We start from the raw sequence: 25,565 nt of genomic DNA on the forward strand, positions 1-25,565 counted from the left end.
AAGATGGAAAAGAATTTTCTGGATGTCTTCCCCAATCTGGAAATGGGGCAGGAACTTGCCGCCCTGCTGGAAGAGGTGGTGGTGACAAAAGTTGCCGTCAATCCGGAAAAAGACCATATCAGAATCTATATCCGGAGCAGGCAGTGGATCCATAAGAAATACATCTATTCCCTGGAGGAGACCATACGAAACCAGTTCTTTCCCGGTGTGCCCATGTCGGTGAAGATCATTGAAAAGTTCACTCTGACCGGGCAGTACACTCCAAAACTGTTTTTTGACGCGTACCGCACTTCCATGTCCATGGAACTGAAAAACTACAGCATTCTGGTGTATAACATGTTCCGCACAGCCCAGATAACCTTCCCGGAGGAACAGAAGATGGAGCTTAAGATGCAGTCCTCCGTGCTGGCAAAGAGCCGGGAGGAGGAGCTGGTCTCCTATATCGAGAAGGTATTCTGCGAGCGTTGTCCCTTCTCCCTGATCGTGGAGCCGGAATATGTGGAGGCCAGTGAGAGTAAAGTCCGTAAAAACAGTGAGATCCGTATTATGCAGGAGGCTGCTCACGTGATTGAGCAGTCTTCTTTCGGGCAGCAGGAGGAGGGCGGAGAAGTTCCGGAGGAGGAAGCCGCTTCTGCCGGGGAGACTTCAAAGGAAGAGAAAAAGGCAGACGCTCCTGCGGGAAAAACATCCGGGGAGGAGAAGAAAGCCCCGAAAGACCGGAAGGAAGACAAAGGGAAGGACGGAAGGGGCAGGAAGAGTTTCGGAAAAGGAGACCGCGGTTTCGGCGATTATAAGCGCAGCATCAAGCGCTCCGACAATCCGGATGTGATCTACGGCAGAGATTTTGAAGATGAGACCATTCCCCTGGAAAGCATCCAGACGGAGATGGGAGAGGTCTGCATCCGCGGTCAGATCATGACACTGGAGACCAGGGAGATCAGAAATGAGAAGACCATCATCATTTTTGCCATCACGGATTTTACGGATTCCATCACAGTGAAGATGTTCGCCAGAAATGACCAGGTGAGTGAGATCCTGGAGGGCGTGAAGGAGAAAGCCTTTCTGAAACTGAAGGGTGTGACCACCATTGACCGGTATGACAGTGAGCTGACCATCGGAAGTGTGGTGGGAATCAAGAAGATTGCCCCCTTTACCAGTTCCAGGGCAGACACCAGCCCGGAGAAGAGGGTGGAGCTTCACTGCCATACCAAGATGAGTGACATGGACGGTGTGTCTGATGCGAAGGCCATCATTAAACGGGCCTATGAGTGGGGACACAGAGCCATTGCCATTACAGACCACGGTGTGGTGCAGGCTTTCCCGGAGGCCAACCACTGCTTTGATTCCTGGGGCGGTGTTGTACCGCCGGATGCGGATTTTAAGGTGATCTACGGTGTGGAAGCTTATCTGGTGGATGACATGAAAGGAATCGTGCAGAACAGCAAAGGGCAGTCCATGCGCGGAACCTTTGTGGTATTTGATATTGAGACAACAGGATTTTCCGCTCTCAGGGATAAGATCATCGAGATCGGAGCGGTCCGGGTGGAGGACGGTAAGATCGTGGGGCGTTTCTCCGAGTTCGTAAACCCCAGGATACCCATTCCCTTCAGGATTGAAAAGCTTACCAGCATCAATGACAGTATGGTGGCAGGCGCTGATAGTATAGATGTGATCCTGCCGCGGTTTGTGGAGTTCTGCAGAGGGGCAGTCATGGTTGCCCACAACGCGGAATTTGATATGAGCTTTATCGAGAAAAACTGCGGGGATCTGGGGATCGAGACAGATTACACATCTGTGGACACTGTGGGAATGGCCCGCTTTCTGCTTCCCCAGCTAAACCGTTTTAAGCTGGATACCGTCGCAAAGGCGGTGGGCGTTTCCCTGGAGCATCACCACAGGGCTGTGGATGATGCGGAGTGTACGGCTCAGATTTTCCAGAAGTTCATTACCATGTGTGAGGAGAGGGAGATCAGCACCCTGGATGAGCTGAATGAGAAGGGCGCTGTCTCTGTAAACGCAGTGCAGAAGATGCCCACTTACCATGCCATTATTCTGGCTAAAAACGATACGGGCAGGGTTAATCTCTATCATCTGGTGTCAGATTCCCATCTGATCTATTATCACAGAAGGCCGAGAATACCAAAGAGCCTGTATCTGAAATATCAGGAGGGTCTTATGATCGGTTCCGCCTGTGAGGCCGGAGAGCTGTACCAGGCTGTTTTAAATGGCAGGCCCGAGCCGGAGATCGCCAGACTGGTGAACTTCTATGACTATCTGGAAATTCAGCCGATCGGCAACAATGCCTTCATGCTGCGGGATGAGGACAGGACGGATATTCAGACAGAGGACGATCTGCGGGAAGTCAACCGGAAGATCGTAAAGCTGGGGGAAATGTTTAATAAGCCGGTGGTTGCCACCTGCGATGTGCATTTTCTGGACCCGTCGGACGAGGTCTACCGAAGGATCATCATGGCGGGAAAAGGCTTTGACGACGCGGATCTGCAGCCGCCCCTGTTTCTCCACACAACGGAGGAAATGCTGGAGGAATTTTCCTATCTGGGCAGCGAGAAGGCCGAGGAGGTGGTCATCACCAACCCCAACAGGATCGCGGATATGGTTGAGAAGATATCTCCCATCCACAAGGGAAAATGTCCCCCGGTCATTGAAAATTCAGATGAGATGCTGAGGGAGATCTGCTACAGCAAGGCCCATGAGATATACGGAGAGAAGCTGCCGAAAGTGGTTGAGGAGCGCCTGGAGAGGGAGCTGAATTCCATTATCTCCAACGGTTATGCGGTTATGTACATGATTGCCCAGAAACTGGTATGGAAGAGCAACAGTGACGGTTACCTGGTAGGGTCACGAGGTTCGGTAGGTTCCTCCTTTGCGGCCACTATGTCGGGTATCACGGAGGTAAACCCTTTAAGTCCCCATTATTACTGTCCCTCCTGCCACTACTGTGATTTTGACTCCGATGAAGTGCGGGCGTACTCCGGCAGGGCAGGCTGTGATATGCCGGATAAGAACTGTCCCGTGTGCGGAAAGCCGCTGACAAAAGAAGGATTTGACATTCCCTTTGAAACCTTCCTGGGATTCAAGGGGGACAAGGAGCCTGATATTGACCTTAACTTTTCCGGTGATTACCAGGGAAAGGCGCACCGGTATGTGGAGGTTATATTCGGCGCCGGGCAGACTTTCAAGGCAGGCACGATCGGTACGCTTGCGGAGAAGACGGCGTTCGGATACGTGAAGAATTACTTTGAAGAGCGGGGAAGCCGCAAGCGTTACTGCGAGATAAACAGAATCGTGCAGGGCTGCACAGGCGTCCGCAGAACCACGGGACAGCATCCCGGAGGTATCATCGTTCTTCCCATCGGCTGGGATATCGAGGAATTTACCCCGGTGCAGCATCCGGCCAATGATATGAGCAGCGATATTATCACCACACACTTTGATTACCATTCCATTGACTCCAACCTGTTAAAGCTGGATATTCTGGGACACGATGATCCCACAATGATCCGTATGCTGGAGGATTTGACCGGCATCAATGCCAGGGAGATCCCTCTGGACAGCAAAGAGGTTATGTCTCTTTTCAAAAATACGGATGCATTGGGTGTCACACCGGATGATATCAGGGGCTGTCCGTTAGGCTGCCTGGGGGTACCGGAGTTCGGAACGGATTTTGCCATGCAGATGTTGATTGACGCCAATCCCACATCTTTTTCTGACCTGGTGCGTATTTCCGGCCTGTCCCATGGTACAGACGTGTGGCTTGGAAACGCGCAGGATCTGATCAAATCAGGGACGGCAACTATTACTACATGTATCTGTACCCGTGATGATATTATGATCTACCTGATCAACAAGGGCCTGGAACACGGGCAGGCGTTCACCATCATGGAGAGCGTGCGTAAGGGAAAGGGCCTGAAACCGGAGTGGATTGACGATATGAAGGCACACGATGTGCCGGACTGGTATATTGATTCCTGTAAGAAGATCAAGTACATGTTCCCAAAGGCCCATGCGGCGGCTTATGTAATGATGGGATGGAGAATCGCCTACTGTAAGATCTATTATCCGCTGGCATATTATGCGGCGTTTTTCAGTATCCGCGCAACGGCTTTTTCCTATGAACTGATGTGCCAGGGAAAAGAGAAGCTGGAATATTTCATGGATGACTATGAAAAGCGCAAGGATACACTGAGCAAGAAGGAGCAGGATACTTACAGAGACATGAAAATCGTGCAGGAGATGTACGCGAGAGGATTTGAGTTTGTACCCATTGACCTGTATAAAGCCAATGCCCATACCTTCCAGATCATGGAGGATAAGCTGATGCCCGCCCTGGATACCATAGAGGGACTGGGGGACAGGGCAGCCGACGCCGTGGTGCTGGCCGCGGAGGAAGGGGAGTTCCTGTCAAAAGACGATTTCCGAAACAGAACCAAGGTCAGCAAGACAGTGATCGATCTGATGGATGATCTGGGTCTGTTCGGGGATCTGCCGGATTCCAACCAGATGTCACTGTTTGACTTTCAGTAAAAGCAAAGCCGGGAGGGGTATGCCATGAAGAAAAAGATAGCACCTGTGATCATAACAATTGTAGTAAGCCTGCTGATCATTCTGTGGGCCTGTACGGGGCTGCGGGAGACGGCAGGCCTGGATGGATTTTCCTCAGCCGGATTGCTGTTTTTGCTGGCGGGGATCGGGGGCGTGGGCGTCCTGGTGGCAGTGCTCTTTATCAGACTGAAGGAGATTGACCATGAAGATGAGGACGACCTGAAAAAATATTAGCGTGTGTATGAATATGGTTCAGGAGTTTGGAAGTACCGCAGCACTGTTTGGCAAACAGTGAGTGCGGTACTTTTGCATCTGGCATAATATTCCATACAATAGATATATTTCTTGAACACACAGGGGAAAAGTAATATAATGGGAACGATATAGAGACGGACAAAAAAGAGGGCCGCCTCGGATAGGAGAAACATGAATTACAAAGAAGCAAGAGTATATTTGGACGAAGTGTCCAAATACGGAAGTGTACTTGGTCTGGATAACATGAGAGAGCTGCTTGAGCGGCTTGGAAATCCCCAGGATGATTTGAAGTTTATCCATATTTCCGGTACCAATGGAAAGGGGTCAGCACTCTCATATATGTCCACAATCCTTTCCGGTGCGGGCTTGCGGACAGGCCGGTACATATCTCCAACCCTATATGCCTACCGGGAACGGATTCAGGTGGACGGGAAAATGATAGACAGGGAATCCCTGGCTGCTCTGGTGACGGTTGTCAAAGAGGCAGTGGACGCCATGGAGGCGGAGAAGAAGGGGAGTCCCACAGTATTTGAAGTGGAGACCGCCCTGTCCTTTTTGTACTTTAAAGAGAAGAAATGCGACATCGTGGTATTAGAGACAGGACTCGGAGGAACATTAGACGCCACCAATGTTGTGAAGACGACAGTGATGGAAATGATATCTTCCATAGGCATGGACCACATGGAGTTTCTGGGCGGTACCCTTCAGGAGATCGCGGAGAATAAAGCAGGTATCATCAAACCCCGCACATGGGTGGTAAGCGCGGAGCAGGACCCCCAGGCGGCAGCGGTGATCAGGCGCGTCTGCCGTGAGAAGGAGTGCAGGCTTTCAGTGGTGGACCCGGATGCTTTTCAGGATGTGCACTACGGGTATGACAGGCAGACTTTTTCTTACAAGGACTGGAAGGACGTGGAGATCACCCTGGCAGGCACTTACCAGGTCACCAACGCGGCACTGGCACTGGAGGCTGTGGAGGCCCTGCGAAATCTGGGATATTCCCTGACAGAGGAACAGGTGAGAAAAGGAATGAAGGAGGCTTTCTGGAGAGGGCGTTTTTCTGTTATCCACAAAAATCCTGTGGTAGTCATAGACGGTGCCCATAATCCGGCGGCGGCTAAGGTGCTGAAGGATTCACTTGAGACATATTTTCAGGGCAAAGACCTGCATTTTATTTTCGGTGTGTTTGCGGACAAAGATTATCAGAGCGTGATCAGCATGACAGCGCCTCTGGCAAAACACATCATCACCATACAGACACCGGACAACCAAAGAGCACTTCCGGCAGAACAGTTAAGAGACGCTGTGGCAAAGGTGAATCCCAGCGTAGAGGCAGCGGGAAGCATACGGGAAGCTGTGAGGAAGAGTATGGAAAATGCACAGAAGGATGACGTGATCGTAGCGTTTGGCTCTCTGTCCTTTTTAGGGGAGCTGGACCGGGAAGTACAGGCCATGGAGGGAGAGTAATACATGAACCAGGATAAGATAAAAGAGGGAGTACGCCTGATTCTGGAAGGAATCGGGGAGGATATAAACAGAGAGGGGCTTTTGGAGACACCGGACAGGATTGCTCGTATGTATGAGGAGCTGGCTGCCGGTTATACCGACGATGCGGCAGTGCATCTGAAGAAACGTTTTCATGTGGATAATAATGATATGGTGATGGAAAAGGATATTCATTTCTATTCCTTCTGCGAGCATCACATGCTCCCTTTCTACGGAAACGCGGCTATCGCCTACATTCCCAACGGGGAAGTGGTGGGCCTGAGCAAGATTGCCAGGACTGTGGAGGTGTTCGCAAAACGGTTCCAGCTTCAGGAGAGACTGACCGCCCAGATCGCGGATGCCTTTATGGAGGAGCTGAAGCCAAAGGGCGTGATGGTGCTGGTCCAGGCAGAGCATATGTGCATGACCATGCGCGGCATCAAAAAACCGGGAACCAGAACCGTATCTGTAGTGACCAGAGGTATCTTTGACGACAATGAGAGCCTGCAGAATTCTTTCTACAGAATGCTGGAGTGCTGACAAGGGTTCCGCCGGGCCTGCGCATTTCCCGTACTGACCATGTATAGGAATTTGCCTGACAAAATTGCCGCGGCGGCTGATAAAAGAGGACAAGAAAAGTGGAAGACAACAGGCAGGATATGACAAGGGTAAACCGGATCCGGAACCATCCGCTTTACCGGGAAAGTTTACATAATATAGAAAAGCTGGAGCAGGAGCGCATCTTCTGCGGCCACAATGCACAGCATCTGCTGGATACCGCCAGACTGGCTTATATTGAGAACCTGGAGCGGAATCTGGGAATTTCCAAAGAAATGATCTATGCGGCAGCTCTTCTGCACGACATCGGCAGGGGCCTGCAGTACACTGAGGGCATTCCCCACCACGAGGGCGGAGTAAAACTTGCCGCTCCCATACTGAAGGACTGCGGCTTTACAGATGCGGAGTCAGAGGAGATCCTGGATGCCATCGGCGGCCACCGCGACACGTCGGCCAAAGGGAAAAGGAACCTGGCAGGCATCCTATACCGGGCTGATAAAGGTTCCCGCTGCTGCTTTTCCTGCCCTGCCCAGGCGCAGTGCAGCTGGAGTGCAGAGAAGAAAAATATGTATCTGACCGTATGAACCGGCATACAGACCGCAGCGGCAGACAAAAATACAGGAAAAAGGAGACAACAGGAAATGAAAATCGGAAACAGAATTTTTGACACAGAACATGACTGTTACATAATGGCTATTTTAAATGTAACCCCGGACTCCTTTTCAGACGGCGGAAAATGGAACGACGTGGAGCGTGCAAAACAGCATGCAGCCCAAATGATCGCCGAAGGGGCAGCCATCATTGACGTGGGAGGAGAATCCACCCGCCCGGGACATCAGCAGATCACCGTACAGGAGGAAATCGACCGGGTAGTGCCTGTCATCGAAATGTTGAAACAGAACTTTGATATCCCCGTATCCATAGACAGCTACAAAAGCCAGGTAGTGGAAGCCGCCCTGAAGGCAGGCGCTGACATGGTAAATGATATCTGGGGCTTCAAATACGACAAAAAAACAGCAGAACTCACCGCCCGCTATCAGGTACCCTGCTGTCTTATGCATAACAGAGACAAGGCAGAGTACACAGATTTCATGCAGGAAATGTGTGAGGATTTAAGAGAATGTGCCGCCATCGCAAAAGAAGCAGGCGTTGCAGACGACAAAATTATCCTGGATCCGGGTGTGGGCTTCGGAAAGACCTATGAACAAAACCTGACTGCCATAAACCACCTGGAAATGCTGAAGGAGATCGGATACCCTGTTCTTCTTGCAACTTCCAGGAAATCCGTGATCGGCAATACCCTGGATTTGCCCGCTGACCAGAGAGTGGAGGGAACACTTGTAACCACAGTCATGGGTGTAGAAAAGGGAGCGGCATTTGTGAGAGTCCACGACGTAAAAGAAAACCTCCGTGCCATCCGCATGACACAGGCCATTCTTTGCGAGAGAAAGGGATAATAGCATATGAATCTGGAAAAATACGATAAGATAAACATAGAAGATCTGGAAATATTCGCAAACCACGGCGTATTTCCGGAGGAAAACAAACTGGGTCAGAAGTTCATGGTATCAGCCACACTGTACACAGATACCGTACACGCCGGCAGGACCGATGAGCTGGCAGCGTCCATAGACTACGGGGCTGTGAGTCATTTCATAACTTCTTATATGCAGAAGCACACCTTCAAGCTTCTGGAGGCCGCTGCGGAGCATCTGGCAGAGGAAATGCTTTGCAGCATTGCCCATCTGGAAGCAGTCACCCTGGAGATCAAGAAACCCTGGGCGCCGGTAGGCCTCCCGCTGAAAACCGTATCCGTAAAGATAACAAGGGGATGGCATACCGCTTACATCGCTCTCGGCTCCAATCTGGGAGACAAGAAGGCATACCTGGACATGGCAGTGGAGGAGCTTGACAAGACGACAGGCTGCAAGGTCTTAAAAGTCTCAGATTACCTGGTGACAGCGCCCTACGGCGGTGTGGAACAGGATGACTTCCTGAACGCCTGCCTCAGTATGCGGACTCTGTACAATCCTCACGAGCTTCTGGATCGCATGCACGAGATCGAGCAGGCCGCCAAAAGAGAACGCCTGGTACACTGGGGGCCCAGAACGCTGGATCTGGATCTGCTGTTATTTGACGATGAGATCATAGATACAGAGGAACTGATCGTGCCTCATGTGGAAATGCATCTGCGGGATTTTGTGCTGAAGCCGCTGGCGCAGATCGCGCCATGGAAAAGGCATCCGGTGCTTCTGAAAACCATAAAAGAGCTGGAGGCTGAACTCAAATAAGCGAAAGCGGATGGACGGGCCATTCCACCTCTATTTCTCAAAAACGCAGTGGCAGAGAAAACCAGGGTTGTGTGGAGGGGGCGGGAGCACAGCCCCCTCCACACAACCCGTTCATTTCTTTATCCCCCTCCCGCCATCTGTCTTTTACCCCAGCAATTCTCCAAACGCCTCTATCAGCGCATCATTTTTCTCAGGACTCATAACACAAAATCTCACATAAGAAGAATCCAAAAACGGAAACGTAGAGCAGTCACGTATCATTAGTCCCTTCCGGATGCAGCAGTCAAACAGCATATCCGATGTCACATCCTCCTTCAATATTTTCATAAGGATAAAGTTCGTACAGGAAGGATACACCTTCACAGTATCCCAGGCAGAAAGTATTTTGAGAAGACGTTCCCGCTCCGTAGTGATGAGGGTGCGGGTCTTTTCAATGTATTCTTTGTCGGAGAACATGATACAGCCCGCGATCTCGGCCAGGCTGTTGATCGTCCAGGGGTTCTTTTTGGTGTTGATGTATTTCAAAAGATCAGGGTTTCCCGTGACTGCATAGCCCAGCCTGAGACCGGGAGCGGCAAAAAATTTGGAGATACCGCGCAGGACGATCAGGTTGTTGTAATTGTTGGTAAGGGGAATGGAAGAAATCTTCCTGTCATCAGGGGCGAACTCTGCATAGGTCTCGTCCACCATGACAGCAATGCCGAACTGCAGGGCAGCGTCCAGAATCTTGCGCATGTCTTTTCTGGAGATGGCAGAAGCTGTGGGATTGTTGGGGTTGCAGAGTACCAGCAGGTCCAGGCCGTCTTTCATCTGAGCACACAGGTCGTTTACATCCATCTGGAAGTTATTTTCCTCCTTCAGGGGGTAATAGAGCGTGTGGCCTCCTTCCAGGGCAATCTCGCGCTCATATTCTGAATAGGTGGGGCCCAGGATCAGCGCTTTTTCTGGGTGTGTGGTCTGTATGAACAGGGAAATAAGCTCAGTGGAGCCGTTGCCCACAATGATGTTCTCGAACTGGGCGCCGGTGTATGCACAGATACTTTTGCGCAGCTTTGTGTAGTCTCTGTCCGGGTAGGTGGTGATGGCGTCCACGTGGCTTGCCAGTGTCTCCCGCAGGAGGGGAGAGATGCCGAGGGGGTTTACATTTGCGGAAAAACTGGTGATGTCTTCTTTTTTGATTCCGTAGATTTCTTCGATTTTTTCCAGGTCGCTGCCGTGAAAATGGTCTTTATGTTTCAGCATGAAAATGCCTCCGTTTCCTTTGATTTTCCTATTTATAGAGTTGTTGAAGGGGCGGCAGAGGTTGCACCCCTTGCATTTGTAGTGTATAATTGTACTATTCAGGACTCTGTCCTGAAATAATATATACTAACACATATTATAGCGGGATATAGAAAATAGTTCAACAAGATAAATAATAGTAACAGTTCAGACAAGCTGAACTGTTACGCATCCATCCATTAAAAATCGCTTCGCGATGGGCTGGATGCCTGCCAGCACTACATATTCGTACGGTCAGCGCAGTAAATGCGCAGACCTGCCTGAACTGTTACAAATAATAATCAATCGGAGATTCTCCCGCCCTTTCCGGGCAGGGAGATAACGGGGTAGAATACATTGAAGAGAAGAATAGAACAACTGATAAATGGAAGATTTGAATACGAGGTTCCGGGTCTTTTGCTGTCCAGGGAAGATATCAGGGAGAGCACAAAGGCCGGGGAAAATATCAGGGGAGAGCTGATTATAGCAGCAGAGAATGGGAGCCGGATAAAAGGGATCGCCTATTCCTCCCATCGCCGTTTTCTTCTGGGAAAAGAGCGTTTTACCGGGGAGAAGATAGAGATTCCCTACGGGGCAGATGTAAAGGGCCTGAACCCCGGAGATTCCTTTGAGGGAGAGCTGGTTCTCAGCACCAGCATCGGAGAGTACAGGGTTCCCTTTGCCATACAGGTGGAACCGTGCCGGATCAAGACATCTGCAGGCTCCATCAGGGATTTGGATGCCTTTGCGGAGCTGGCGAAAAAAGATTTTAAGGAGGCGTACCATCTGTTCCTGGATGATTCCTTTCCGGAGCTTCTGAAAGAAGAGCAGGAGGTACTGCCCTATTATTATGCCATGGCGAAAAATCCTGTGACCTGGCAGCATCTGGAGGAATTTCTCATCGGCACGGGAAAAAAGGACCCTGTGAAGCTGCATCTGGAACAGGAGAATCTGGAGATCTATGAGGTGCAGAGTTCCCTTATGGATACTGTCCGGGTGCGCAGAAGCGGCTGGGGCTATCTGAAAGCAAGTGTGACCGTGGAGGGCGATTTCCTGGAAGTAGAGAAAAAGTCCATACGGGACGAGGATTTCATCGGCAGTGTATATGAGCTGCAGTATATTATCCGCAGAGAGAATCTGGGAAAAGGCAGAAATTACGGAAGAATCTGTATCAAAACCGTTTACCAGACCCTTGTTTATGAAGTGATGGCCTCCAAAAGCGGTAAGATCCAGGTAAATGTTGCGGCATACGAGAAGAAAAAGAAACTGGAGCTTTTGAGAGATTACCTGGACTACAGTCTGGAGAAGCTGTCAAAGAGCCAGTGGGAGAGCAGGACACTGGGACTTCTCACAGAACTGCGGGAGACCGGGCATTACACCACGGAGCACCAGTTGTTTGAGGTCTGGTTCTACCATGAATGCGGGGAGGACAGCAGAGCAAAGGACGCCCTGGATAAGTTAAAAGACAACAGCCGGATTCAGGCGGAGGAGGAGCTGGAGGGCGTATATCTCTACCTGGAGGATGTGCTGGGATGCGGTCAGGAGATCCGGGAGAAGATGGTGGTGCGCCTCCATCAGCTTTACCAGCGCAGGGAGGACAGCTTCCTTCTGTTATATATTCTTCTGAAAACAGATTCCGAGCAGGTGCGTACCCAGTCAAAGAAGATCTATCTGCTGGAGGAGCAGTACAGAACCGGCTGCAGAAGCCCGTTTCTGTATCTGGAAGCATGCCGGATAGCAGCAGCGGACGGAGCGCTGCTCAGGAGGATCAGTCCCTTCACCATTCAGGTGCTGCTCTTTGCCATGCGGCATGATATTATGACAGAGGAGATGGCCTTCCGCGCCACAGACCTGGCGGGGCAGATGAAGGATTTCAGCCAGAAGGTATATGAGATACTGGAATACATCTACGAAAAATATCCCTCCACAGCCGTGGTGCGCTCTATCTGTATGCTGATCATGAAGGGCGACCCCAGGAAGAAGGAATATTTCCGGTGGTATGAGCTGGCAGTGGAGAAAGAGCTGAAGATCACAAGGCTGTACGAGTATTATATTGAGACCATGAGCCGCAATTACCAGAAAATGCTGCCACGCATGATACGCATGTATTTCAGTTATAACAATACGCTGAGCGACGCGAAAAAGGCATTTGTGTACAGCAATGTGATACGTAACAAGGAAGTGGATAAAACTACTTATTTAAGCTATAAAAGCAGTATGGAACAGTTCGCCTGTGAGAAGCTCAAGGAAGGCAGGATGAATGAGGACTTTGCTGTGGTGTACCAGGAGTTCTGCTTAAGCTCCCATGATCCTGCAGTTAAGAGAGCCCTTGCGAAGGTGCTTTTCACCCACAGGCTTTACTGTGATGATCCCAAGATACGGCGGGTGATTGTCCGCCATGCGGCATTTTGTGAAGAACAGACGTATACCTGTACGGATAAAGTGGCCTATGTGTCCATTTACACACCGGACGCCAGGATTGTCTTTGAGGATGACAGGCAGAGGCGCTATATCCAGACCATAGATTACAATATCCAGCCGCTTTTGGAGAGAAAAGAGCTGGCAAGGCAGCTTCTGGCGGAGGGAATCCGGACACCGGGGCTTCTCCTCTATACCTGCGGGGAACTGAACCATGAGAACCCCATAACAAGAGAAAATATCTCCTGTATCCAGGATGTGTCCGGGGAGGACTGCTTTTCTGAGGATTACAGGCAGAGGGTGCGCAGGCGCCTGCTTCTCTACTATGAGGAGCATATGGATAATGACAATCTGAAGGATTACCTTCGGGAGATGGATTTTCACAGCTTTGCAAAAGTCAACAAGAGCCTTCTCATCACCATTTTGATCAAACAGGGCATGTATGTGGGGGCCTATGACCTGCTGTGTGAGTACGGCTATGAAGAGATCGACCCAAGAGACCTGTTAAGGCTGTGCAGCCGCATGATCCTCAATCTGGAGTTTGAATATGAGGAGGAGCTTCTTCTTCTGGCTCACCATATATTTAAGGAGAACACCTATGATGAGGTGGTTCTCGAATATCTGACCAAGTATTTTGAGGGACCTGTGGATGAGATGATTCGGGTGTGGGAGCGCTCCATGGGATTTTCCATAGAGGCCTACGAGCTGGAGGAGGACATCCTGACCTACAGCATGTTCACAAGAATCTACCATCCGGGGGATGCGGCGGTTCTGAAGGACTATGTAAAATTAAGCGGTAAGGAACAGGTGATACTGGCTTACCTGACCTTTGCATCCTTCCAGTATTTTATCGGGGGAAAAGAGGCGGAGACGTTTATTTTCCGCTCGCTGGAGCATGTGAGGAAAAAAGGATGGGAGTATGATATTATCTGTGACCTGGCCCTTCTCAAATATTATGCACAGGAAAAGAAATGGGAGGAAACCAGGCTGGAGACGGCCCGCGCCATCTTATCCGTATGTGCCAGGACAGGGCTTAAATTTGCCTTTTTCCAGGAGCTTCCCAGAACCCTTCTGCAGAGTATGCAGCTTGAGGACAAGGTGTTTGCCCAGTGCCAGGCCAGTCCCAGGGCGGATGTGACCATTCACTACCGCATGCTGCAGCCGGACAGGGAGCCGGGAGAGTTCAAAAGCGAACCGCTGAAAAATCTGTATCAGGGTATCTACAATAAAGAATTTATCCTGTTTTACGGGGAGGTACTGGAGTACTATTTCACTGTGGCAGGCCGCGGAGAGATACAGCAGACGGAAAAGAACAGGCTCACCGTTCCCGAGGCAAAGCTGGAGGGGACTACAAAATACCAGATGATCAACCGTATGCTGGCGGCGAAACAGCAGGGAAGAGAACAGGAGCTTATGGAACTGCTGGGACAGTACAGACAGCAGGAAGCGTGGGTTTCCTCTCTCTTTGAACTGATAGAATAAGGAGGCAGACAAGGGCATGAATGAGACAAGAAATATTATCGCGGGCCTGGAACTGGGGAAGGAGTTTTCCCAGATCTGCTATTATGACAGAAAAGAAAAAGAACCGGTCTCTCTTTCCGTGAAGACAGGAAGCAATCAGTATACATTTTCCACCAGACTTTCCAAAAGGCCCAGGACAGAAGTGTGGCACTTCGGTATGGAGGCGGATTATTTCTCCATGCACGAGGGGGAAATCCCGGTGGATAACCTGCTGGAGATCTGGGGCCAGGGGGAACCGGTGGAGATTGACGGCGGCTGGTACAGGCCGGAGGAGCTGCTGGAGATCTACTTAAAAGGCTGTCTGTCCGTGCTTGGCGTGGCAGAGCCGGCGAGACAGATCAAGACCCTGATGATCACGGTTCCGGACCTGAACCGGGTGCTGGTGCGCAAGCTGCAGAGAGTGTGCAGCCGCCTGAAATTTACTTCCGGGCAGGTGCTTCTGCAGGATTACGAGGAGAGCTTTTACTATTATGTGATGAGCAAGAGACTGGATAACTGGAACCGTATGACAGGACTCTTCACATTTGATAAAGGAAAAGTATCTTTTTCCCGCATGGTGGTGGACAGCCAGAAAAAGCCCATGCTGGTCACAGTGGAACACGGCAAGACCATAACCCTGCCGGAAGACCCGGACCAGAAGGACGTAGACTTTTACCAGTTGATTGCAGATTCCTGCGGAAATGATACATACGCGGGGATTTACCTGGTAGGGGATGGATTTTCCAAGGACTGGGCTGTAAGGAGTGTACCGCTTCTGTGCAAGAACCAGCGCCATGTATACTATGGAAACAACATGTATGTGAAAGGGGCCTGCTATGCGGCAAGGGAGCGGACCGAGGAGAAGCTTCTGGGCACATATCTGTATGTGGGAAATGCCCTGGTCCAGAACCATGTGAGCATGGAAATGCTCATCCAGGGGAAAAAGAAGAACTATACCGTTGCTGAGGCCGGAAGAAACTGGTATGAGACAGAGCACGAATTTGAACTGCTTCTGGACGGCAGGGAGAACCTGGAATTCATGGTGAAGCCCATGGACGGCGGGGAAGTAAGACATTACTGCATGAAGCTGCCGGGGCTTCCGAAAAGGCCTGACAGGACCACGAGGCTTCGTGTGCACATTATGTATGAATCAGCGGATACCTGCATTATTCTGGTACAGGATCTGGGATTCGGGGAGATGTTCCCCTCAAGCGGCCTGATGTGGACCGAGAGAGCAGCGTGGTAGGAGGAAACAGATGAGCGGATACATATTATGTCAGATAAAACGGGCTTCCCTTCCGTTTTATATTGAAAACATCAGCACAAATATCTACAGTATAGAAGAATTATGTTATTATCTCTACCACAACATCTATCTGCTGGACGAGACGATCATCAATGAACATCTCTGTGACTGGATAAAAAACGAGCTGGGACTTTTAAAGCTCTACCAGAAACTGTATCGGATTCTGGAGGAAGAGCGTGGGGCAGGGGATTTCATCCTGGCTGTTTTCAGGGAGATCAATTACCTGACCCATGAGCAGTTTAAAAAATTAAATGAGGAGCTTGTGGTCCTGGAACAGCTTCCCGAAGTGGCCCGCAAGAAGAAAAAGGGCGACTATCTGGTGGACAACCGGATGTATGTGAATGCCATCCGCATTTACGAGGATGCCCTAAGAAGTGTGGATACCGGAGGTCTTGGCGGACAGTATGAGGGGGAGATCTTCCACAATATGGGCTGTGCCTATCTGCACCTCTTCCAGATAGAGGAGGCTAAGGAATGCTTTGAAAAGGCATATGAAAAGCTTCACACCAAGCTGATCCTGAAGCATTACCTGTGCGCCTGCAGGATGCTGATGGAGGAAGCCCAGTGGCAGGGAGAATGTGCCAGAATGGGTGCGGATCTGGATACCTGCAGAGAGATCCAGAAAGAGATGGAAGCCAAAAAGCCGGATGCTTCCCGGGAAAAACAGGAAGACATGGGGGCTCTTTTGGAAAAATACACAAAAGAATATCACAGAAGTACCGGATTTTAGGCTTGTGTTTTGAAAACCGATGTTATATAATTCCTTGTGTATCGTAACGTTTCTCTTTTGAGAGAACTCAATATTATGGAAAAAGGACAGGTGTACGAAGGTGAAGAAGTTAGAGCAGCTTTATGAAGGAAAAGCAAAGAAAGTATTTGCAACAGATGTAGACGGCGTAGTGATCGTAGATTACAAAGATGATGCCACGGCATTCAACGGCGAGAAAAAAGGCACGATCACAGGTAAAGGCGCTATCAACAACCGCATGACAAACTATGTTTTCCAGCAGCTGGAAAAGGAAGGCGTTCCGACTCACTTCGTAGAAGAACTGAGCGACCGCGAGACAGCCGTAAAAAAAGTGAGCATCGTTCCTTTAGAGGTAATTGTTCGTAACGTGGCTGCAGGAAGCTTCTCCAAGAGAATGGGAGTAGAAGAAGGAAAACAGCTTCTCTGCCCGATCTTAGAGTTCAGCTACAAAGATGATGACCTGGGCGACCCCTTCATCAATGATGACTATGCACTTGCATTAGGACTGGCTACGCAGGAAGAAATCGACACCATTAAAAATTATACAAGAAAAATCAACGAATTTTTGATCAAATATTTCCTGAACGCAGGAATGAAGTTGATCGACTTCAAAATCGAATTCGGTAAATTAGCAGACGGAACCATCATCCTGGCTGATGAGATCTCACCGGATACCTGCCGTCTGTGGGATGTAGAGACAAATGAGAAGCTGGACAAAGACCGTTTCAGAAGAGACATGGGCAACGTAGAAGAGGCATATAACGAAGTGTTCAAACGTCTGGGCCTGGCTTAAATCAGAGGGGTGCCCGGGACACCTTCCGGCTCGGAAGGCGCCTCGCGGCGCCCTTTTTTGTGTTTACTTCAATATAAAATAAAAAGGAGAATTCAAATGAGTACAGACAGATATCAAAGTCCATTATCTGAGCGCTATGCCAGCAAAGAGATGCAGTATATTTTCTCCCCGGACATGAAATTCCGCACATGGAGAAAACTGTGGATCGCCCTGGCAGAGACAGAGAAAGAGCTGGGATTAAATATTACCCAGGAACAGATCGACGAGCTGAAAGCCCACGCAGAAGACATCAATTATGACGTGGCAAAAGAGAGAGAAAAACAGGTGCGCCATGATGTAATGTCCCATGTATACGCATACGGCGTGCAGTGTCCGAAGGCAAAAGGAATCATCCATCTGGGTGCTACATCCTGTTATGTGGGTGACAACACAGACATCATTGTGATGACAGAGGCCCTGAAGCTTGTGAAGAAAAAACTGGTCAACGTCATCGCAGAGCTTTCCAAATTTGCGGATGAGCATAAAGCGCTTCCAACCCTGGCTTTCACACATTTCCAGCCTGCACAGCCCACTACGGTAGGCAAGAGAGCAACTCTTTGGATGCAGGAGTTTATGCTGGATCTGGAAGACCTGGATTATGTGATCAGCACTATGAAACTGCTGGGTTCCAAGGGTACAACCGGAACACAGGCCAGCTTCCTGGAATTGTTTGACGGTGACCAGGAGACCATTGACAAGATCGATCCCATGATCGCGGAGAAAATGGGATTTAAGGAGTGCTATCCGGTATCCGGACAGACCTATTCCAGAAAAGTGGACACCAGAGTGCTGAACGTACTGGCAGGCATTGCAGCCAGTGCCCACAAGTTCTCCAATGACATCAGGCTTCTGCAGCACTTAAAAGAAGTGGAAGAGCCGTTTGAGAAGAGCCAGATCGGTTCCTCCGCCATGGCTTACAAGAGAAACCCGATGAGAAGTGAGCGTATCGCGTCCCTGTCACGTTTCGTTATGGTGGATGCCCTGAACCCGGCCATCACTTCCGCTACCCAGTGGTTTGAGAGAACACTGGATGACTCTGCCAACAAACGTCTCTCCGTTCCGGAAGGTTTCCTGGCTATTGACGGTATCCTGGACCTGTGTCTGAACGTGGTGGACGGACTTGTCGTGTATCCTAAGGTTATTGAGAAACGTCTGAGAAGCGAGCTTCCGTTCATGGCTACAGAGAATATCATGATGGATGCCGTGAAGGCAGGCGGGGACCGCCAGGAGCTGCATGAGAGAATCCGTGAGCTGTCCATGGAGGCAGGCAGGAACGTGAAGGTGGAAGGCAAAGAGAACAACCTTCTGGAGCTTATTGCCGCTGATCCCGCATTTAACATGAGTCTGGAAGACCTGCAGAAGACCATGGAGCCGTCCCGCTACACAGGACGTGCCCAGGTACAGGTGGAGGCGTTCCTGAAAAATGTGGTACAGCCGGTACTGGATGAAAATAAAGAGATCCTGGGAATGACTGCAGAGATCAACGTATAATAAAAATACAGTTCGGAGGTTTTTACATGAAGGAGCAAAAGAGGGGGAATCCCATAGCGCTTTTGCCGATTGGGGTGTTTCTGATCATTTTTATCGGAGCGGGTATCCTGTTCCATGACTTTTATACCATGCCCGCCATTGTGGGATTTTTGATCGCGCTTACCGTGGCATTTTTTCAGAACCGGAAAGTAGGGTTTCAGGAAAAGGTGGCAATTATCTCAAAGGGCATCGGTGAGGAAAATATTGTAACCATGTGCCTGATCTTCCTGGCAGCCGGAGCCTTTTCCGGTTCCATAAAGGCGGCAGGCGGGGTGGAGAGCACGGTCAATCTGGGGCTTTCCATTATGCCGTCCTCCATTGCAGTGGTGGGGCTGTTTATCATCGGCTGTTTTATTTCCATTTCCATGGGAACCAGTGTGGGCACTATTACCGCTATGGCACCCATCGGCGTGGGAATTGCCGAGAAGACAGGCATTCCTCTCCCGATCTGCATGGGAGCCATTGTGTGCGGCGCCATGTTCGGTGACAACCTGTCCATGATTTCCGATACCACGATTGCGGCGGTGAGGACACAGGGGTGTGAGATGAAGGACAAATTCAGGGAGAACTTTTTTATTGTTCTGCCTGCAGCCATCATCACGGCTGTGATCTTCTTCGTGATCGCCAGGGGAAATGCAGGAGTCATTGATGATGACCTGAAGTTTCAGATCATCAAGGTGATTCCATACCTGGTGGTCCTGATCGGTGCGCTCATCGGCATCAATGTGTTCATTGTTCTTATAACCGGTACTGTACTGTCCCTCATTGTGGGAGTAGGCACAGGGGCGTTTGCTGTCAGTGAGATGTTCCAGAAGATGGGAGACGGCATCACCGGAATGTATGATATCACAGTGATCTCCATTATCGTTGCTGCCATCGTGGCTCTGGTAAAGGAACACGGAGGGATTGAGTATATTCTGAATGTGATCAAGAAGAAGATCAACGGGGAGCGCGGCGGAGAGTTCGGTATCTCCGTTCTGGCCCTGCTCGTGGACTGCTGTACAGCCAACAATACGGTGGCTATCGTTATGGCAGGCCCCATTGCAAAAGAGATCAGCGAGGAATTCCGGGTAAGCCCCAAAAGGAGCGCGTCCCTTTTGGATATCTTCGCATCCGTAGGCCAGGGAATGATTCCCTACGGTGCCCAGCTTCTGGCCGCGGCCAGTCTGTCCGGGCTTACGCCTATAGCGATCATGCCGTATCTGTTCTATCCTATTTTGATGGGGGTATCGGCAATTATATTTATAATTTTCCGCAGGAGAGAAGTGGCGGAATAAAAAATATGGATGAGGCAGCTGTATTCTTTTGGGAATATAGCTGCCTTTTTCTGTTATCTCCGAATATATCTTTGATTTCTGCTTCTTGGTTTTTCCGGTACAGTCATTTCGACCAGATTAAGTTCCATTGCCGGATTTAAGTAATTTTTACGAAAGGTTTCCTTTGATTTTAATCCCAGTTTCTTCATAAGGCAGGTTGCTGTATATGAAGTATCCATTTCCATTGCGGACAAAAGCTTCTTTACATATTCTGTCATCTGTTCTGTATCATCCGATATCTGTTTGGAGATATCATCAAGAACCATATCAATCTGTTTGAGCATAAATTCAATGAAGATATTGGAAGTCCCTTCTGAATGACATTGGGCAATTGCCTGATAGTAACCATCCTGAAATTTTTCAATCTGACTTTCAATCGGGATGTACTCAAAAATCGGTTTCCATTTGGAAAGAATCGCCGTATGCCACAGCCTTGCCATCCTGCCGTTTCCGTCTGAAAAAGGGTGAATGAATACAAATTCATAATGAAAGACTGAGGACAGGATAAGAGGGTGTACGGATGCCTGTTCTCGAGACATCCAGTCGAACAATTCTTCCATAAGCCCCGGTACCAATCTTGCCGGAGGTGCGATGAAAATACATTTATCCCCATTAAACACACCTTCTTCTCCTTTACGGAATACGCCGGACTCATCTACCGTATATTGGGTCATGACTCCATGCAGCTTTTTTAAGTCTTTCAAACTATATGGATTGATCTCAGGCAATTTTTCGTAAGCAGCGTAAGCGTTTTTTACTTCCTGAATTTCCTTTTGCTCACCCAGAACCATGTGCCCGGCAAGCACATCCCTGACCTGTCCAAGTGACAAGGAATTAGCCTCAATTTTCAGGGAAGAATGAATGGACTTGATTCTGTTGTTACGCCTTAGATAGGGGCGGGATTCCATCTTCTGCAGCATACTGATCCTGCCGAGTTTTTCCGATATGGATGAGACATATATCAGCATGGTATTATTAATGGTAAACGGCGGTTGATAACGGTTCATATATTTTCACCTCCAAATTAACTTGCTTATTAACTTGCTTATTATCTTAGCATGTTCCGGCACTGAAGTAAACAGAAAAGTGGATTTTCATATTGCAGCCCTTCCCCCAAACAATTTATAATATTTTTATCAGAACCTTTTTATCACCCCGGGTATCTAATAGATAACAAAAGAGATAAAACAGAAAAAGGAGGAGCCCATGCAGCAGCAGGAATTTATACAGGCCGTCAGGGACGCAGAAGCTACCCTGTACCATGTTGCAATGTCCATTTTAAGGAATGATGCGGACAGTGCGGATGCTGTACAGGAAGCGCTTTTGAAGGCTTTTGAAAAATTAGATACCCTGAAGGAAAAAAAATACTTTAAAACATGGCTGATACGCATTCTTATCCATGAGTGCTACCAAATGAAACGCAGAAGTAAACGTCTGGTTCCTTACGAGGAGTATGTGGAGAACGCACCGGGGAAGGAGGACAAGCTGTATACAGACCTCTATGCAGCCATAGATGATCTGCCGGAGGACCTCCGCATTGCGGTTACCTTATTTTATATAGAAGGTTTCTCCATTGCGGAGATCGCGGAGATGCTGGAGACCAGGGAAAATACAGTGAAAACACGGCTTTACAGGGGAAGAAATCAGCTTAGAAAAAGTCTTGGTGATAAGGAGGAAGCATTATGTTAGAACAGGGAAAATGGAAAGACGGGGCACCGGTACCTTCAAAGGAATTTCATGACAGATTTGAGGAGAGTTTGAAACTGATAGAGAAAAAAGCAGGGGAGAAGGCACCGGCAGGTGCCGAGATCATCCGAATGAACAGGAAGACAAAGCGCAGGGGCAGGCATCTGAAGAAAGCAGTTGTGGGTTGTACAGCCGCCGCAGCCGCTATGGCAGTCTTTATCGGAGCCTGCTATCAGAATCCGGTATGGGCTTCCAATCTGCCGCTGATCGGGCACATATTTGAGCGCATGGAAGGACAGCTTTCTTTTGGGGAAGATTACAAGGATTATGCAGAACCACTGGATAAGGAAGCAGCACAAAACCGGGAAGGCGGCGGGCAAGACAGCGGCGATGAGGGAAATACCGGTGCGGGAGCCTTCCGTCAAACGGTTGGCGGCACTACAGTTACCATGTCTGAGAGTTATTGCAGCGGCTCGGCCCTGTACCTTTCCCTTATCATAGAATCAGAAGAGCCATTTCAGGATACCCGTCTGGATGGGAACGGACAGCCATCGATCAGTGTGAAAACGAAGGAAAATTACAGCTTCAATCCTCAGGAACAGAATGATCTTGTCTATCTGGAAGGCGAGTTTCTGGATAAAAATACCTACACAGGGGTTATGCGTATAGACCTGAACATGAAGAATACAGATGACAGCGGGCTGCAGGCAAAGCAGGCAGAGGCTGAGGCAAACGGGGAAGAATTTATAGTTGACGCGGAAGTACTGGATCAGTACAGCACCAAAATAGAGATACCGGAACAGTTCACCCTGAATCTGGACATCAGCCAGATCATAGGGGATTTGGCTGATCCCGATACCTTCAGTACAGGGTACACGGCGGAGGAACTGGAAGCCATGTCCGATGAAGAGTGGAACCGGGTCATGACAGAAGCGGAAGACGAAGGCGGCTGGGACAGCTTCCCCAACAGCCATGAAAACTGGTGGATGGACGGCTCCTGGCAGTTTGAGCTTAATATCAACGCAGACTACTCCAGAACACAGACTGCCGAAGTGAATGAGATGAATGAGGATGGCGCAGGCATTGCATCTGTTGTCAAAACTCCATTTGAGATCACAGTCAATGAGTCATATGATGATAAAACGAAAAGAGCAGATTATTTCCCGGTGATCCTGGATGCCCAGGGCAAAGTTATGGATGTCACAGGGGGAAGTGTAAATACCGTATCCGTGAAAAACCATGACACATCTACCGTCTATGTTTATTTATGCGATTATGATGAATATATGGATGAGCTGAAGGGGTCCAGAAATGAGGATGGATTCAAGACATTGATGGATGAAAGGGCAAAATTTGCCGCAGAAGTGCATTTTGACTAACAGTTTTTGATAAAAAACGGTAGAATGAGAACCCCAATTTTTATTCTGCCCGGATGCAGGAGCCGTTTTCAGTCGCCAAAACGCGGGGAAAACGGCTCCTTTCCCATGAAAATCCGCAATTTTTCGTCCGAATTTACAAATTAGAACTTTATTTCTTAAAAGAAATGTAGTATGATACATGGGTACAAAAAGTTCATTAGGAGGAATGAAAAATGGTAAAAGCAGTAGTAGGGGCTAACTGGGGAGATGAAGGTAAGGGCAAAATCACTGACATGCTCGCACAGGAATCCGATATCATCGTAAGATTCCAGGGCGGTGCCAATGCGGGCCACACAATTGTAAACAATTACGGAAAATTTGCGCTCCATACTCTTCCGTCCGGTGTGTTCTACGACCACACAACCAGTGTCATCGGAAACGGTGTTGCGCTTAATATCCCGGTACTGTTTAAAGAGATTCAGTCTATTGTGGACAAGGGTGTACCAGCACCGAAGATCAAAGTCTCCGACCGTGCGCAGATGGTAATGTCCTATCATATCAAATTCGATGAGTATGAGGAAGAGCGCCTGGCAGGAAAATCTTTTGGTTCCACCAAGTCTGGAATCGCACCGTTTTATTCTGATAAATATGCAAAGATCGGTTTCCAGGTCAGCGAGCTTTTCGATGATGACGCGGCACTGAGAGATAAAGTGGAGCGTGTATGCGAGACAAAGAATGTGACTTTGGAGCATTTATACCACAAACCGCTTCTGAACCCGGATGACATCATGAAAGAGCTGGCGGAATATAAAGAGATGATTGCTCCTTATGTGTGTGATGTTTCTCTGTATCTGTGGAACGCTCTGAAAGAAGGTAAGGAAGTGCTTCTGGAAGGACAGTTAGGTTCCCTGAAAGATCCGGATCACGGTATCTATCCCATGGTAACCTCTTCCTCCACACTGGCTGCCTACGGTGCAGTTGGTGCAGGGATTCCGCCATATGAGATCAAAAAGATCATCACAGTCTGCAAGGCATACTCCAGTGCAGTAGGTGCAGGCGCATTTGTATCTGAAATCTTCGGCGATGAGGCAGATGAATTGAGAAGACGCGGCGGAGACGGCGGAGAGTTCGGCGCTACCACAGGACGCCCGAGACGTATGGGATGGTTTGACTGTGTGGCATCTAAATACGGCTGCCGTATGCAGGGAACTACGGATGTAGCTTTCACGGTCCTGGATGTACTTGGATATCTGGAGGAGATTCCGGTGTGCGTGGCATACGATATTGACGGTGAGATTACAACAGAATTCCCCACAACCGGCAGGCTGGAAAAGGCAAAACCGGTTCTGGAGACGCTTCCGGGCTGGAACTGTGACATCCGCGGCATCAAAAACTACGATGACCTTCCCGTAAACTGCCGCAGATATATTGAATTTGTGGAAGAGAAGATTGGCTTCCCCATCACCATGGTTTCCAATGGTCCGAGCCGTGAGGATATTATCTACCGCAATAAATAAAACAATAAGACAACGCTCCATTGGTTTTTATAATGGAGCGTTGTCTTATTTTGGGTGCACTTATTTTTACTGCACATCGTATTCTTCCAATAATTTTTGGATTGTCTCTTTCCGACCTTTAAAATGGACAGCATGAATACCCTGGGAGCGGGCTTCCGCCACATTTTCCAGGACATCGTCAATAAATACAGCTTTTTCAGGTTTAATATGAAAATCTTTCAGCAGTTTCTGATAGAATTCAGGTTCCGGCTTCAGCATTTTTACCTGCCAGGACATGTAGCCGCCGTCCATCAGATCCAGAAAGGCCATTTCCTCCCTGCAGCGTTCATAGAGCGGCTGTGAAAAGTTGGACAGGTAATAAATTTTGTACCCTCTTTTTTTCAGATATTTCAGCCAGTCCACTGTGTAAGAGTAGGTATGTATGACACCGCTCATTTTGGCAAATGTCTCGCGTATTTCTTTTTCGTATTCCGGGTCATTATCAATAAAGGCCTGGAGAATTTCCTCTTCATTCCGCACACCACGGTCAGCATCCACCCAGTCAGGGCTGTCAAACACAGCATCGCCCACAGCCTGAATTGTTTCCCCACTGTACTTCATGCTTTTTAAAAATGATTTCCAGTCATAACGGACCAGCACATTTCCAAGGTCAAAGATAAAGGTATCCACAGAGGAATTGGCATCTATCCTGGGAATACCGTTTTTCTGCCTTGTGTAGCGGTATACGAGCAGGCAGGCATACAAAAACACGGGAACAAGTACCGTGCAGTAGATTGCGGCCAGCAGCATATTACCGGCATTTGGGCTGTGCGAAAGAGAAAAAATAAAAGCCAGGACGTACATGCCAAGCAGCAGTACGGCTCCAACCAGTGCAGCAATTTGTTTCAGCTTCTTCACTTCTTATTCTCCCTCCCATAGAATATCTTTAATTATAATGAGTTTTGA

19 protein-coding genes are annotated in these 25,565 nt (G+C 49.1%); 16 read left to right on the plus strand and 3 right to left on the minus strand.

Features of this window, described 5'->3' with window-relative positions; genetic code table 11:
• Positions 1 to 3 precede the first annotated feature (3 nt).
• The 7 genes from V8Q34_RS19860 to folK all read left to right on the plus strand — a co-directional run bounded on the left by V8Q34_RS19860 (position 4) and on the right by folK (position 9,149).
• Positions 4 to 4,545, plus strand: coding sequence for a PolC-type DNA polymerase III (locus V8Q34_RS19860; RefSeq protein ID WP_335836172.1), 4,542 nt, complete (start codon positions 4 to 6; stop codon positions 4,543 to 4,545).
• A gap of 24 nt (positions 4,546 to 4,569) precedes the next feature.
• Positions 4,570 to 4,797: a hypothetical protein gene (locus tag V8Q34_RS19865; RefSeq protein WP_033141069.1), complete on the plus strand. Its 228-nt coding sequence runs from the start codon at positions 4,570 to 4,572 to the stop codon at positions 4,795 to 4,797.
• A gap of 192 nt (positions 4,798 to 4,989) precedes the next feature.
• On the plus strand, positions 4,990 to 6,282 hold the full coding sequence (locus tag V8Q34_RS19870; protein ID WP_335836173.1) for a bifunctional folylpolyglutamate synthase/dihydrofolate synthase: 1,293 nt from the start codon (positions 4,990 to 4,992) through the stop codon (positions 6,280 to 6,282).
• A gap of 3 nt (positions 6,283 to 6,285) precedes the next feature.
• On the plus strand, positions 6,286 to 6,840 hold the full coding sequence (folE, locus tag V8Q34_RS19875) for a GTP cyclohydrolase I FolE (protein WP_033141071.1): 555 nt from the start codon (positions 6,286 to 6,288) through the stop codon (positions 6,838 to 6,840).
• A 98-nt stretch (positions 6,841 to 6,938) separates the two neighbouring features.
• A complete protein-coding gene (locus tag V8Q34_RS19880) occupies positions 6,939 to 7,442 on the plus strand; it encodes an HD domain-containing protein (protein WP_317430433.1) in 504 nt (167 codons plus the stop codon).
• 57 nt (positions 7,443 to 7,499) lie between these two features.
• Entirely contained in the window at positions 7,500 to 8,315 is an 816-nt protein-coding gene (folP, locus tag V8Q34_RS19885) for a dihydropteroate synthase (RefSeq protein WP_054351954.1), read from the plus strand.
• 6 nt (positions 8,316 to 8,321) lie between these two features.
• Positions 8,322 to 9,149, plus strand: a complete 828-nt coding sequence (folK, locus tag V8Q34_RS19890; RefSeq protein WP_199688303.1) for a 2-amino-4-hydroxy-6-hydroxymethyldihydropteridine diphosphokinase — start codon at positions 8,322 to 8,324, stop codon at positions 9,147 to 9,149.
• Positions 9,150 to 9,293: 144 nt separating this feature from the next.
• Here the strand turns inward: folK and V8Q34_RS19895 are convergent, their stop codons facing one another.
• Positions 9,294 to 10,391 carry a pyridoxal phosphate-dependent aminotransferase gene (locus V8Q34_RS19895; RefSeq protein WP_103731260.1) on the minus strand — a complete coding sequence of 366 codons (1,098 nt, stop codon included), beginning with the start codon at positions 10,389 to 10,391 and terminating at the stop codon, positions 9,294 to 9,296.
• A gap of 375 nt (positions 10,392 to 10,766) precedes the next feature.
• On the opposite strand from V8Q34_RS19895, the gene V8Q34_RS19900 reads away from it, so the two are divergent.
• The 6 genes from V8Q34_RS19900 to V8Q34_RS19925 all read left to right on the plus strand — a co-directional run bounded on the left by V8Q34_RS19900 (position 10,767) and on the right by V8Q34_RS19925 (position 20,020).
• The gene (locus V8Q34_RS19900) at positions 10,767 to 14,309 is read left to right on the plus strand and encodes a DUF5717 family protein (protein WP_197064102.1); all 3,543 of its coding nucleotides are present in this window, start codon (positions 10,767 to 10,769) and stop codon (positions 14,307 to 14,309) included.
• A 16-nt stretch (positions 14,310 to 14,325) separates the two neighbouring features.
• Positions 14,326 to 15,573 (plus strand): DUF5716 family protein, encoded by a 1,248-nt coding sequence (locus V8Q34_RS19905; protein WP_033141074.1) that lies wholly within the window; start codon positions 14,326 to 14,328, stop codon positions 15,571 to 15,573.
• Between the two features lie 10 nt (positions 15,574 to 15,583).
• Complete coding sequence (locus V8Q34_RS19910; RefSeq protein ID WP_033141075.1) at positions 15,584 to 16,363, plus strand: tetratricopeptide repeat protein; 780 nt, start codon at positions 15,584 to 15,586, stop codon at positions 16,361 to 16,363.
• Positions 16,364 to 16,463: 100 nt separating this feature from the next.
• On the plus strand, positions 16,464 to 17,174 hold the full coding sequence (gene purC / locus V8Q34_RS19915) for a phosphoribosylaminoimidazolesuccinocarboxamide synthase (protein ID WP_033141076.1): 711 nt from the start codon (positions 16,464 to 16,466) through the stop codon (positions 17,172 to 17,174).
• Between the two features lie 96 nt (positions 17,175 to 17,270).
• The gene (gene purB / locus V8Q34_RS19920; RefSeq protein ID WP_033141077.1) at positions 17,271 to 18,704 is read left to right on the plus strand and encodes an adenylosuccinate lyase; all 1,434 of its coding nucleotides are present in this window, start codon (positions 17,271 to 17,273) and stop codon (positions 18,702 to 18,704) included.
• A 26-nt stretch (positions 18,705 to 18,730) separates the two neighbouring features.
• The gene (locus V8Q34_RS19925; protein ID WP_033141078.1) at positions 18,731 to 20,020 is read left to right on the plus strand and encodes a Na+/H+ antiporter NhaC family protein; all 1,290 of its coding nucleotides are present in this window, start codon (positions 18,731 to 18,733) and stop codon (positions 20,018 to 20,020) included.
• 53 nt (positions 20,021 to 20,073) lie between these two features.
• Here the strand turns inward: V8Q34_RS19925 and V8Q34_RS19930 are convergent, their stop codons facing one another.
• Positions 20,074 to 21,066 (minus strand): Fic family protein, encoded by a 993-nt coding sequence (locus V8Q34_RS19930; RefSeq protein WP_033141079.1) that lies wholly within the window; start codon positions 21,064 to 21,066, stop codon positions 20,074 to 20,076.
• A 199-nt stretch (positions 21,067 to 21,265) separates the two neighbouring features.
• Between V8Q34_RS19930 and V8Q34_RS19935 the strand changes: the two genes are divergently transcribed.
• The 3 genes from V8Q34_RS19935 (at position 21,266) to V8Q34_RS19945 (ending at position 24,620) form a co-directional block, all read left to right on the plus strand.
• Complete coding sequence (locus tag V8Q34_RS19935) at positions 21,266 to 21,748, plus strand: RNA polymerase sigma factor (RefSeq protein WP_033141080.1); 483 nt, start codon at positions 21,266 to 21,268, stop codon at positions 21,746 to 21,748.
• A complete protein-coding gene (locus V8Q34_RS19940) occupies positions 21,742 to 23,124 on the plus strand; it encodes a DUF4179 domain-containing protein (RefSeq protein WP_335836174.1) in 1,383 nt (460 codons plus the stop codon). The genes V8Q34_RS19935 and V8Q34_RS19940 overlap by 7 nt, the downstream gene beginning before the upstream one ends.
• 212 nt (positions 23,125 to 23,336) lie before the next feature.
• Complete coding sequence (locus V8Q34_RS19945; RefSeq protein WP_033141082.1) at positions 23,337 to 24,620, plus strand: adenylosuccinate synthase; 1,284 nt, start codon at positions 23,337 to 23,339, stop codon at positions 24,618 to 24,620.
• 66 nt (positions 24,621 to 24,686) lie between these two features.
• On the opposite strand, the gene V8Q34_RS19950 is transcribed toward V8Q34_RS19945, so the two are convergent.
• Positions 24,687 to 25,517 (minus strand): HAD family hydrolase, encoded by an 831-nt coding sequence (locus V8Q34_RS19950; RefSeq protein WP_033141083.1) that lies wholly within the window; start codon positions 25,515 to 25,517, stop codon positions 24,687 to 24,689.
• Between the last annotated feature and the right edge of the window lie 48 nt (positions 25,518 to 25,565).

Source organism: Blautia sp. JLR.GB0024 (assembly GCF_037000545.1).
Lineage (GTDB): Bacteria > Bacillota > Clostridia > Lachnospirales > Lachnospiraceae > Blautia > Blautia celeris.

Excerpts from the sequence above, each read along its gene's own strand:
- V8Q34_RS19860 (WP_335836172.1), top strand. The coding sequence starts at position 4 with ATGGAAAAGAATTTTCTGGATGTCTTCCCCAATCTGGAAATGGGGCAG.
- V8Q34_RS19865 (WP_033141069.1), top strand. The coding sequence starts at position 4,570 with ATGAAGAAAAAGATAGCACCTGTGATCATAACAATTGTAGTAAGCCTG.
- V8Q34_RS19870 (WP_335836173.1), top strand. The coding sequence starts at position 4,990 with ATGAATTACAAAGAAGCAAGAGTATATTTGGACGAAGTGTCCAAATAC.
- folE (WP_033141071.1), top strand. The coding sequence starts at position 6,286 with ATGAACCAGGATAAGATAAAAGAGGGAGTACGCCTGATTCTGGAAGGA.
- folP (WP_054351954.1), top strand. The coding sequence starts at position 7,500 with ATGAAAATCGGAAACAGAATTTTTGACACAGAACATGACTGTTACATA.
- folK (WP_199688303.1), top strand. The coding sequence starts at position 8,322 with ATGAATCTGGAAAAATACGATAAGATAAACATAGAAGATCTGGAAATA.
- V8Q34_RS19895 (WP_103731260.1), bottom strand. The coding sequence starts at position 10,391 with ATGCTGAAACATAAAGACCATTTTCACGGCAGCGACCTGGAAAAAATC.
- V8Q34_RS19905 (WP_033141074.1), top strand. The coding sequence starts at position 14,326 with ATGAATGAGACAAGAAATATTATCGCGGGCCTGGAACTGGGGAAGGAG.
- V8Q34_RS19910 (WP_033141075.1), top strand. The coding sequence starts at position 15,584 with ATGAGCGGATACATATTATGTCAGATAAAACGGGCTTCCCTTCCGTTT.
- purB (WP_033141077.1), top strand. The coding sequence starts at position 17,271 with ATGAGTACAGACAGATATCAAAGTCCATTATCTGAGCGCTATGCCAGC.
- V8Q34_RS19925 (WP_033141078.1), top strand. The coding sequence starts at position 18,731 with ATGAAGGAGCAAAAGAGGGGGAATCCCATAGCGCTTTTGCCGATTGGG.
- V8Q34_RS19930 (WP_033141079.1), bottom strand. The coding sequence starts at position 21,066 with ATGAACCGTTATCAACCGCCGTTTACCATTAATAATACCATGCTGATA.
- V8Q34_RS19935 (WP_033141080.1), top strand. The coding sequence starts at position 21,266 with ATGCAGCAGCAGGAATTTATACAGGCCGTCAGGGACGCAGAAGCTACC.
- V8Q34_RS19940 (WP_335836174.1), top strand. The coding sequence starts at position 21,742 with ATGTTAGAACAGGGAAAATGGAAAGACGGGGCACCGGTACCTTCAAAG.
- V8Q34_RS19945 (WP_033141082.1), top strand. The coding sequence starts at position 23,337 with ATGGTAAAAGCAGTAGTAGGGGCTAACTGGGGAGATGAAGGTAAGGGC.